6 protein-coding genes and 1 rRNA gene are annotated in these 11,439 nt (G+C 59.8%); 3 read left to right on the top strand and 4 right to left on the bottom strand.

Annotated features, from left to right (window positions below):
- Positions 1-98: ribosomal RNA gene (rrf, locus tag REA38_RS20765) — 5S ribosomal RNA — on the top strand; the annotation flags it as partial.
- Between the two features lie 347 nt (positions 99-445).
- Here rrf and actP read toward each other — a convergent pair.
- The 3 genes from actP to acs all read right to left on the bottom strand — a co-directional run bounded on the left by actP (position 446) and on the right by acs (position 4,456).
- On the bottom strand, positions 446-2,098 hold the full coding sequence (gene actP / locus REA38_RS20760; RefSeq protein WP_033649946.1) for a cation/acetate symporter ActP: 1,653 nt from the start codon (positions 2,096-2,098) through the stop codon (positions 446-448).
- Positions 2,095-2,406, bottom strand: a complete 312-nt coding sequence (locus tag REA38_RS20755) for a DUF485 domain-containing protein (RefSeq protein ID WP_004930047.1) — start codon at positions 2,404-2,406, stop codon at positions 2,095-2,097. Before REA38_RS20755 ends, actP begins: the two co-directional genes overlap by 4 nt.
- 91 nt (positions 2,407-2,497) lie before the next feature.
- Complete coding sequence (gene acs / locus REA38_RS20750; RefSeq protein WP_033655143.1) at positions 2,498-4,456, bottom strand: acetate--CoA ligase; 1,959 nt, start codon at positions 4,454-4,456, stop codon at positions 2,498-2,500.
- Positions 4,457-5,356: 900 nt separating this feature from the next.
- Between acs and gltP the strand changes: the two genes are divergently transcribed.
- The gene (gene gltP / locus REA38_RS20745; RefSeq protein WP_015376334.1) at positions 5,357-6,673 is read left to right on the top strand and encodes a glutamate/aspartate:proton symporter GltP; all 1,317 of its coding nucleotides are present in this window, start codon (positions 5,357-5,359) and stop codon (positions 6,671-6,673) included.
- Positions 6,674-6,947: 274 nt separating this feature from the next.
- Positions 6,948-8,291, top strand: a complete 1,344-nt coding sequence (locus REA38_RS20740) for a condensation domain-containing protein (RefSeq protein ID WP_033655144.1) — start codon at positions 6,948-6,950, stop codon at positions 8,289-8,291.
- Positions 8,292-8,333: 42 nt separating this feature from the next.
- On the opposite strand, the gene REA38_RS20735 is transcribed toward REA38_RS20740, so the two are convergent.
- Positions 8,334-11,429 carry an amino acid adenylation domain-containing protein gene (locus REA38_RS20735; protein WP_308886557.1) on the bottom strand — a complete coding sequence of 1,032 codons (3,096 nt, stop codon included), beginning with the start codon at positions 11,427-11,429 and terminating at the stop codon, positions 8,334-8,336.
- Positions 11,430-11,439: the final 10 nt, after the last annotated feature.

Here is an 11,439-nt window from a genome sequence, read left to right as displayed (position 1 = left end):
GTGGTCCCACCTGACCCCATGCCGAACTCAGAAGTGAAACGCCGTAGCGCCGATGGTAGTGTGGGGTCTCCCCATGCGAGAGTAGGACACTGCCCGGCATCAAATAAAACAACAAGCCTCATGCGAACGCATGGGGCTTTTTGTTTTGTCTGGTATCTGGGGTTCTGCTCGCGCATGGGCATGCGATAGGCCCGTCGGGCACGGGCCGTAACGGCGCTCGCGGCGGCCCCGGAGGGGAGAGTCGGAGGATGAGACGAAGTGTGTAGGACACTGCCAGGCATCAAACCAAGCCGAAAGCCCTGAACTGACGTTCAGGGCTTTTTGCTATGCGTAAAACGCAAAAAAGCGCAGCTATGCTGCGCTGTTTCTCCGACAAAACAGCCAGAGAAAAGGCCCCGAAGGGCCTTTGATTAGGGTGTGTTTGCTTTTTTCACTTATTATTCGGTCAATGCGAGCTACCCTGAGAGATGCCCAACCCGGTTTGCGAACGGACAAACTGAGCCCGGAAGCGTTCCCGCTCTTGCTGCCCGGCCAGCGAGCTGTCGGTGATCGAGAATAGCCAGGTACCGACAAAGGCGACAATCATCGAGAACAGCGCCGGATATTCATACGGGTAAATCGGTTTTTCATGGCCGAGGATCTGCACCCAGATCGTCGGGCCGAGGATCATCAGAATCACTGCCGTCAGCAGGCCCAGCCAGCCGCCAATCATCGCGCCGCGAGTGGTCAAACGCGACCAGTACATCGACAGGATGATGATAGGGAAGTTACAGCTGGCGGCGATGGAGAACGCCAACCCGACCATAAAGGCGATGTTCTGCTTCTCGAACAAAATCCCCAGGGCAATGGCGACAATGCCTAGCACCACAACGGTGATCTTGGATACTCTCAGTTCGTCGCGCTCGGTTGCCTTGCCGTTTTTCATCACGCTGGCGTACAGATCGTGGGAAACGGCCGAGGCGCCGGCCAGCGTCAGGCCTGCAACGACCGCCAGAATGGTGGCGAAGGCCACCGCCGAGATAAAGCCGAGGAAGAAGTTGCCGCCAACGGCATTGGCCAGGTGGACCGCCGCCATGTTGGTGCCGCCCAGCAGCGCGCCGGTGGCGTCTTTGAAGGCCGGATTGGCGCTGACCAGCAAGATGGCGCCGAAGCCGATGATAAAGGTCAGGATATAGAAATAACCGATAAAACCGGTGGCGTAGAACACGCTCTTGCGCGCTTCCTTGGCGTCACTCACGGTGAAGAAGCGCATCAGGATGTGCGGCAGACCGGCGGTGCCGAACATCAGCGCCAGGCCGAGCGACAGCGCGGAAATCGGATCGGACACCAGGCCGCCTGGGCTCATGATGGCGATGCCTTTCGGATGCACCTTCACCGCTTCGGCGAACAGGGTGTTGAAGTCGAAGTTAACCGACTTCATCACCATCAGCGCCATAAAGCTGGCGCCGGACAGCAGCAGCACCGCCTTGATGATTTGCACCCAGGTGGTGGCCAGCATGCCGCCGAACAGCACGTACAGCACCATCAGGATACCGACCAGGATCACCGCCACGTGGTAGTTGAGCCCGAACAGCAGCTGGATCAGCTTGCCGGCGCCGACCATCTGCGCGATCAGATACAGCGCCACCACCACCAAAGAGCCGCAGGCCGACAGGGTACGGATCGGTTTCTGTTTTAGGCGGTAAGAGGCGACATCGGCAAAGGTATAGCGGCCGAGGTTGCGCAGGCGCTCCGCGATCAGGAACAGAATGATCGGCCAGCCGATGAGGAAGCCGATGGAATAGATCAGGCCGTCATAGCCCGAGGTGTAGACCAGGGCGGAGATGCCGAGAAACGAGGCGGCAGACATGAAGTCGCCGGCGATCGCCAGCCCGTTTTGCAGGCCGGTGATGCGCCCGCCCGCGGTGTAGTAATCCTGACGGGAACGGGTGCGTTTGGACGCCCAATAGGTGATGTAGAGCGTGGCGCCGACAAACAGGATAAACATCACGATCGCCTGGATGTTCAGCGGCTGACGATGCACTTCGCCGCCGATGGCTTCGGCGCAGGCCAGACCGGGCAGCAACAGCAGCGCGGTGGCAGAGAATAAGCGCTTCATTGTTTCACCTCACGCAGAATTTCTGCGGTGAGGCGATCGAACTCGCCGTTGGCGCGAAACACGTAGATCCCGGTCAAGACGAAAGAGATCACGATCAGCCCGACGCCGACCGGGATCCCGCGGGTGATGGTCGATCCGGCGGCGATCGGCGTGCCGAGCCATTGCGGATCGAAGGCGATTAACAGAATAAAGCCGACGTACAGCGCCAGCGTAATCAGCGAAAGCAGCCAGGCGAACCGGCCGCGTTTTCTCACCAGCTCTTTAAAGCGCGGGTTTTCTTCAATCCCTTGATAAATGGTGTCATTCATCAGAGTGTCTCCAGTCGGTATTGAGAGATTACGCCGCGCCAGGGCCGCTCAACGGCGCGTTATCCGAATGAACGGCCTGAAGCGGCGTAAATTATGACGGCACTTTCATTGATTGTTTTTCTTCCAACAGCTTGTCCACTACGGCCGGATCCGCCAGCGTGGAGGTGTCCCCCAGGTTGCTGGTGTCGCCGGCGGCAATTTTGCGCAGGATACGCCGCATGATCTTGCCGGAGCGCGTCTTGGGCAGCGAATCTGTCCAGTGCAGCACGTCCGGCGTGGCGATCGGCCCTATCTCTTTGCGCACCCAGTTGCGCACTTCGGTATAGAGCTCCGGCGTCGGTTCTTCGCCGTGGTTCAGCGTGATGTAGGCGTAGATCGCCTGGCCTTTGATGTTATGAGGAATGCCGACCACCGCCGCTTCGGCGATTTTCGGGTGCGATACCAGCGCTGACTCGATCTCGGCGGTGCCCAGACGGTGGCCGGAGACGTTCAGCACGTCGTCGACGCGGCCGGTGATCCAGTAGTAACCGTCCTCGTCGCGACGGGCGCCGTCACCGCTGAAGTACATGCCTTTGAAGGTCGAGAAGTAGGTTTGCTCGAAGCGGTCATGATCGCCGAACAGGGTGCGTGCCTGGCCCGGCCAGGAGTCGACGATCACCAGGTTGCCTTCGCAGGCGCCTTCCTGCGGTGTGCCGACGTTATCGACCAGCGCCGGCTGTACGCCGAAGAACGGCCGCGTGGCGGAACCGGCCTTCAGCTCGGTGGCGCCCGGCAGCGGGGTAATCATGAAGCCGCCGGTTTCGGTTTGCCACCAGGTGTCGACGATCGGGCACTTTGCGTTGCCTATCTTGTTGTAGTACCACTCCCAGGCTTCCGGGTTGATCGGCTCGCCGACCGAGCCCATGATGCGCAGCGAATCGCGTCGGGTGCCTTCGATCGCCTTGTCGCCTTCGGCCATCAGGGCGCGAATGGCGGTTGGCGCGGTATACAGAATGTTGACCTGGTGCTTGTCGATCACCTGCGACAGGCGATTGACGCCCGGATAGTTAGGCACGCCTTCGAACATCAGCGTGGTGGCGCCGCAGGCCAGCGGGCCGTACAGCAGATAGCTGTGGCCGGTAACCCAGCCCACGTCGGCGGTGCACCAGTAAATGTCGCCGTCGTGGTAGTCAAACACATATTTAAAGGTCATCGCGGCGTACACCAGGTAGCCGCCGGTGGTGTGCAGCACGCCTTTCGGTTTGCCGGTCGAGCCTGAGGTGTACAGGATAAACAGCGGATCTTCGGCGTTCACTTCTTCCGGCGGGCAGTCGGCGGAGACGCCCTGGATCAGCTCATGCCACCACAGATCGCGCCCTTCCTGCCAGTAGCCCGGCTTCCCGGTGCGTTGGAACACCACCACGTTGGCGACGCTGACCACGCTGGGATTTTTCAGCGCATCATCGACGTTCTTTTTCAGCGGCACGGCGCGGCCGGCGCGCAGGCCTTCATCGGCGGTGATCACCAGCTTGGCGTTGGAGTCGATAATGCGCCCGGCGACCGCTTCCGGCGAGAAGCCGCCGAAGATCACCGAATGTACGGCGCCGATGCGCGCGCAGGCCAGCATCGCGACCGCCGCTTCCGGCACCATCGGCATATAGATAGCCACCACGTCGCCCTTTTTCACGCCGAGCTTTTTCAGCACGTTGGCGAACTGGCAGACGTCATGGTGCAACTGTTTGTAAGTCACTTTTTTGGATTGGGTCGGGTCATCGCCTTCCCAGATAATGGCGGTTTGGTCGCCGCGCTCGGCCAAATGGCGGTCCAGACAGTTGGCCGCCAGGTTCAACGTGCCGTCTTCAAACCAGCGAATGCTGACGTGGCCCGGATCGAACGAGGTATTTTTAACTTTGGTATAGGGTTTGATCCAATCCAGGATTTTGCCATGCTCACCCCAGAAAGCCTCTGGGTCTTGAACCGACTGTTGATAATACTCTTGGTATTGTGCCGGATTAATCAGGGCGCGTTCTGCAATTGCAGAAGGAATAGCGTGTTTATGCAGTTGGCTCATAGCTTTTCTCCTTGAAGTTGTTAATGATATGTCAACTGAAGGTTAAGTATAGTTTGCTACGATTCTTTGTTTCTTTTTTGCGCGGCAGATCACGCAACAAAGATATTGATTTGTAATCGTTCTGTCGCATTTGCAGGGCATATCTATCTCTTTGGTGCTTAAATCCCCATAAACCCGCATTTTTAACCAAAAACACTTATATAAAGAACAAAAAAGAATAAACAAAGAAGGGGGTAACTGCCTCTCTATTAATAGATACGCGCAGGGTCATAATTATTTCTCGCTATAAATCTTTTTGGATTATTTTTCGCTATTAATATTCGAAGTTGGTATTAACACCATATAACGATGGACGACACATCGTGAAATAACGTTTTATTAACCTTAATTCCTGATGAAAGGTTGGATGATGCCTTATGGCATTCGCTCTGCGATATCGTTCGTTTTTTAATCTGAATATAAAGTGGCGCTGCATTTATGGCCGAAAGTGTCACTCGGTCAATTCTCATTTATTTGACTTTTAAGTAACAAAATATAAACATTTTATGCGGATTAAATATGCAGAATGGGTGAAAAATAACGCATTTTAATGGCGTTCAAAAAATCGTCTCCGGCGTGCTTACGTGCTTCATTGTATGAAAAATTATGTTTTTAATAACAAGCAATTATGCCGTTTGAAATAGTAACGCGAAATTTTTGTTATTCGATTCAGCGCTCAACCCTGACAAATCAAGGCTTGCAGAGCATGCCGCCCGGATGATACAGATTTATACTGCGTCGCACCCAGGGCAGGTGAACGCTTCCACTGAATTAACATAAGCCTGTAATAAATGATTAAGTATTCTTTTCGCCGTGTTGCGACTTTGTACGGCGAAAAGGGTCTTTGAGGACTTTTTGGGTATGAAAAGTGTAAAAATTAGCCTGGCTTGGCAAATCCTGATCGCGTTGGTGCTGGGTATTATTGTTGGCGCGGTATTGCACAACCAGACCGAATCTCGTGAGTGGCTGGTGAGTAATATTCTCAGCCCGGCGGGCGATATCTTTATTCGTCTGATCAAGATGATTGTGGTGCCGATCGTTATTTCCACGCTGATCGTCGGTATTGCCGGTGTGGGCGATGCGAAAAAGCTGGGCCGCATCGGATTGAAAACCATTATCTACTTCGAAGTGATCACCACCGTCGCCATCGTGGTGGGGTTGACGTTGGCCAACGTATTCCAACCCGGCCACGGCATCGATATGTCGACGCTGACCACGGTGGACATTTCGCAGTATGAGAAAACCACCGAACAGGTGCAAAGCGGTTCGCACAGCCTGGTGGCGACTATTCTGTCGCTGATCCCGTCGAACGTCTTCTCGTCGATGGCCAAGGGCGACATGTTGCCGATTATCTTCTTCTCGGTGCTGTTCGGTCTGGGGCTGTCGTCGTTGCCGAAAGAGACCAAAGAACCGCTGCTGAAGGTGTTCAAGGCGGTGTCCGAAAGCATGTTCAAAGTCACCCACATGATCATGCGCTATGCGCCGATCGGGGTGTTTGGCCTGATTGCGGTCACGGTAGCCAACTTCGGTTTCGCTTCGCTGCTGCCGCTGGCCAAACTGGTGGTGCTGGTGTACTTCGCCATCGCGTTCTTCGCCCTGGTGGTGCTGGGGGCGGTCGCCCGGCTGTGCAACCTGCGCATCTGGACGCTGATCCGCATCCTGAAAGACGAACTGATCCTGGCTTATTCCACCGCCAGCTCGGAAACGGTGCTGCCGCGCATCATCGAAAAGATGGAGGCTTACGGCGCGCCCAAGTCGATCACCAGCTTCGTGGTGCCGACCGGCTACTCCTTTAACCTGGATGGCTCGACGCTGTACCAGAGCATCGCCGCCATCTTTATCGCCCAGCTGTACGGCATCGAGCTGTCGTTGGGGCAGGAGATCGTGCTGGTGCTGACGCTGATGGTCACCTCGAAAGGGATCGCCGGCGTGCCGGGCGTCTCGTTCGTGGTGCTGCTGGCCACGCTGGGCAGCGTCGGTATTCCGCTGGAAGGCCTGGCGTTCATCGCCGGCGTGGACCGTATCCTGGATATGGCGCGCACCGCGCTGAACGTCGTGGGTAACGCGTTGGCGGTATTGGTGATCGCCAAATGGGAGCACCAGTTCGATCGCAAGAAGGCGCTGGCCTACGAAACGGAGTTTCTGGCGCAGAAGGTGAAGCCGGCCAATCAGGCCTAATCGCCGAGTCTCGTCGATGTTAAAAACGCCCCGGGCAGTTGTGCCGGGGCGTTTTGTTTTTATGGCCCTTCAATCTGCCGCTTTCTTTTCTTTGCCCTATTGCGCGACTTGCATCCCCGCTTAACAGAATCTAAAGTGTTACCAAATTAATAGAAATGATAATAGATGTTATTATCATTTTCATTTGATGATGTATGGAGACACGCAAAAGCCGTTGAACGGCGGGGTTACGCCCGTTCGGCGTCTTTATTCGGGCTTATCAAAGGTAGGTAACATGTCGGACACCGCTTTGGCCTCTGAATGGTTGCCGCTGGCGCCAGCGCAGCTTGATTTCTGGGAAGAACACACCTTGCACCCCGGGCAGACCCTGTCCACCGTCGCACACTGCACCGAACTGTGCGGCGCGGTAGAGGAAGAGACGCTCTGCCGGGCGATCGCCACTACCCTCGCCGAGACGCAGGCGTTTGCCCTGCGCTTTGGTGAGCGGCGTGGCGACGCTCCTCCGCCGTTACGGCACGATCCACAACGCATACCGCCATTACAACGCATCGATCTGCAAACGCACGGCGATCCCTGGCAGGCGGCGCAAAGCCTGATGCGCGAAGATATCGCGCAGCGCCGGGCGCTGCACAGCGAGCCGCTAGCCGCCGCCTGGCTGCTCAAGCTGGGGCCGGAGCGCTACCTCTGGTACGTGCGTGCGCACCATATTCTGGTTGATGGCTTCGGCATGGCCTTGATTGAACACCGCTGCGCCGCGTTATATGCGCACTATCTGGGTGAAGGCAGCGCGGGTATTCCCTTTGGCGCCTTTGACGCCTTTCAACAGGCCGAGCTGGCCTACGCTGATTCTGAGCGATGCGAGCGCGATCGGCGCTTTTGGCAGAGCTATCTGCCGCCGTCGCAGGCGCTGCCGACGGTGCGCAAGGGCGGTGAGGCCTATGGCGTGCGGCGTCTAAGCACCCACCACCGGCTGCCGGCGGCGGTATCGCAACGGCTGGCACAGCTGGCGGAACGCAGCGGCATCAATTGGCCCGACTTGCTGGTGGCGCTGTCGGCGGCCTGGCTGTTTCAGGTGATGCCGCGCGACACCCGACAAGGCGATACGCTGCCGATGTGGATGCCGGCGATGAATCGCCGCGGGCAGGCTGCCACCAACGTGCCTTCGCTGGCGGTCAACACGCTGCCGCTGCTGGTGTCGCCACCCCCGTCGGCGACGCTGGGAGATTTTCTGATGACGATGGCGCAGCAACTGCGGGAGCTGCGCAGCCACGCCGGCTACCGCCTGCGTCAACTGGCCGCCGATCGCGGCGTGGAGCCAGACTCGCGCTTCTTTATTTCTCCTTTCATCAACGTGCAACCCTTCGATGCGCCCCGGTTTACCGGCTGCAGCGGCACCCGCCGCGTATTGGCCGGCGGTTCGGGCGACGGTTTTAATCTGACTTATCGCGGCCGCACCGACGCCCGCGATCTGCAGGTCGATATCGATATTTATCTGGAACAGTTCCCGACGGAGGATGTGCTGGACTATGGCGAGGCGCTGCAAGAGTTTCTGTTGCGCGCGCTGCAGCGGGAAGCCTGGGAACAACCGCTGGCGGCTCTGACGGCGTTGCCTGCCTGATAAAGTGCGGGCGGGGGATGTCCCCGCCCGAGTTTTATGGCATCAATTGGCCAGCAATGCCGCCACTTCGCGCGCGTTCTTGCATGGCAGGAGCGAACTGCTTACCAGCCGGGTGCCGAAAGCGTCATTGAGGCGCTCCGCCACCTGTTTGATATGCGGCAACTTCAGCCCCATGGTGATAAACGCCGTCTCTTCCCCCCATTCCGGGCGTGGCGTTACGCCGATCGCCTGCCAGTAAATAGTCAGGATCTCTGCGCTGCGCGCCAAAGGCGCGTTCGGCGGCGGCGCCGCACAGGCGTTCAGCGCCGGCGCGGTTTGCTGGTCGCTCAGGTCGGCGCGGATGCGATGGCGGTCGGTTTTGCCGTTGGCGGACAGCGGCAGCGCCTCGGCATGGATAAAGCGCGTGGGAATATGGGTGCAGGGCAGATAGCCGGTGGCGAAGGCGCGGATCTCGGACAGCGGCAGCGGTTTGCCGTCGCGGGTCAGATACAGGGCGCCGAGCGCCGCTTCGTTGTTCTCTCCACTGGGATAGTCCACCACCACCATATCCAGGATCGCCGGATGGCGGCGCAGCACATCTTCGATTTCCGGCAACGAGACGCGCACGCCGCGGATCTTCACATACCCGTTCACCCGGGTGGCGAACATGATGTTGCCGTCCGCACGGTAGTAGCCCTGATCGCCGGTGCGGAAAGCGCGCAGCGGTTGCCCGTCCGGCCCTTCGAGGGTGACGAAGTCATGCTGCTTCAGCTCCCCCTGCTCCAGATAGCCCAACGCCAGGTTGACCCCGGCGGTATGAATGCGGCCGACCACGCCGGCCGGGCAGTGGCTGCCGTCGTCATGGCAGATGAAGTAGCGGTTGGCCGGCAGCGGGCGGCCGTAAGGCACGGTGCCGCTCTCCTGCGGGGCGATCGGGTGCCAGATGCTCCAGATGGTGGTTTCGGTCGGCCCGCCGAGCGAGAACAGCGCGAGATCCGGGCGCAGGGTGCGCAGGGTTTGCACCGTCGCCGGCTTGATGTAGTCGCCGCCTTGCGCCACCAGGCGCAGCGAACGCAGGCTGTCGGCCGTTTTGCAGGTGAGCAGCATCTCCAGAATGGCGGGCACCGAACACCACAGGGTGACCCGGTGCTTTTCCACCAGCTGGTTCCAGCTGATGGCGTCCTTTTCCTGATGCGGCGCCGGCAGTACCAGCGTAGCGCCGGCGCATAGCGAACCGAACAGATCGAACATCGACATGTCATGGTGCGGCGGCGTGACGGAGATGAAGACGTCGTCGGCGGTGACCGCCCAGTGTTGCTGGGTCTGGTGGACGACGTTGGCGGTGGCGCGGTTGTTGAGCACCACGCATTTGGGTTTACCGGTGGTGCCGGAGGTATACAGGTAGTAGCTCGCGGCCTGGCTGGCGCTGCGTTCCGCCAACGTCTGTTCATCCGGCAGCGCAGGCGCGCGATCCGTCGGCGCCAGCAGGGCCGCCGGCGTTACGCCGATCGGCGTCTCCAGATCGCCGCCGTGCACCACCAGCGTCGGCCGGCAGTTTTCCAGCAGGTAGGCGGTGCGCTCCGGCGGCGAGTTGATATCGACAGGCACCCAGATCACGCCCTGCAGGGCGCAGGCGAGGCTGAAGATGATCTGTTCCGGGCTGCGCGGCAGATACAGCGCCACCACGTTGCCCGGCTGCACGCCGCGGCTCTGCAGGTTGGCGATCGCCGTGGCGATCCGCTGGCCCAGTTCGCGGTAGGTCAGCGTCTGTTCGCCGCAGATCAGCGCGTTGCCGCCGTTTTGTACGCCGAACAGCCGCTCGGCCAGCTGCGCCAAATAAGGATAAGGTGCGTAATTCGCTTCGCTGTCGTTGTGGCGGTAATGCGTCAGATCGATGAAGTCCCGCGGCGCGATCGCCAGGTCGGCCCGTTGGCAGCTGTGCAGGATGCGTCGCTGCAGTGCCGCCAGCATGGCTTCTACCTGCTCGCCGTGCAGCGCCTGCTCGGCGTAGTCCACGCACAGCTGCAGGTTTTTTTCGCTGTCCAGCGTCAGGCGAATGTCGATGGCGACCTGCGGCGTTTGGGTCAGGCCGTCGTGGAAGCGCACCGGCGCCTCGGCCGGCAGCGTTTCCCAGCCCAGGCAGTTGGTCAGGATCACCGGCAGCGCCGGGCCGCCCTGGCTTTGGCCGAGCAACTGCCGCGCCAGATCGACGCCGGAAAACGTCAGGTGGTCGAGCGCGCCGAGCACGTCGTCCTGTAAGGCTTGCGCGCGTTGGATAAAGTCTTCGCCGTGGCGGGAATAGCGCACCGCCACGAAGCTGGAGGCGTTGCCCAGAGCGCCGTCGGCGGCGGGGAACGCTACCGGCACGCCGACGCACAGCTCGCCGTCGGTGGTCCAGTGGGCCAGCGTATCTAGGATCAGCGCCGACAGCAGGCTGTTGCGCAGCAGCGCATGCGGCGATCCCAGACGGCCAAGCCGTTTTATCGTATCGCGCGGCAGCGTCAGGCTGGCGCGGCGATAGCGCGATGAGGTGAGATTGGCGAGCGGGGCGCGCCACGGCAACGCCGACGGCGTGGTGACATCCTGCAGCTTTTCGCGCCAGTAGGCGGCGTCGGCCTGCCGTTGCGCCGCCGATGCGGCGGGGAGCGGCAGCGCGGCGGCGGTCCGCGTCAGAGGGCGATCGTCGAACAGGCGCGCGATCACGGTGGAGATCCCTTGGCCGTCGAGGATCAAGGCATCGAAACTGGTAAAGATCAGCGTATCGTACGGCGATCCCGTCGGATCCTGCTGTTCGGCAAGTTGGATCACGGCGATGCGCCACAGCGGTTGGCTCGGATCGTGGCGCTGATGGGAGTAACGCTCGCGCAGTTGTTCGACCTGGCGCTGCGCCGCTTCGCCATCAAGGGCGCGCAGATCGTGACGATCCAGATGCAGCGTCACCTCCGGGCGTACGTGCTGCGTGCCGCGCTGCACATCGATGCAGGTGCGCAACGCCGGGTAGTGCTGTACCAGCTCGGTCAGGCGCGCTTCAAAGCGCGGCATATCCGGCTGCCGGGCGCGGTATTCGCGAAAGTCGTGCATCGCCACGCCGCCGAGCGGCCATCGATCGCTGCGGCCCAGAAGATAGGCCTGCTGCAGTGCGGTTAATGCTGTCTCCATGGTACTTCCC

It is taken from the genome of Serratia sp. MF1(2023), assembly GCF_030954545.1.
GTDB classification, from domain to species: Bacteria; Pseudomonadota; Gammaproteobacteria; order Enterobacterales; family Enterobacteriaceae; genus Serratia; species Serratia sarumanii.
This window is presented reverse-complemented; position numbering and strand designations above follow the sequence as displayed.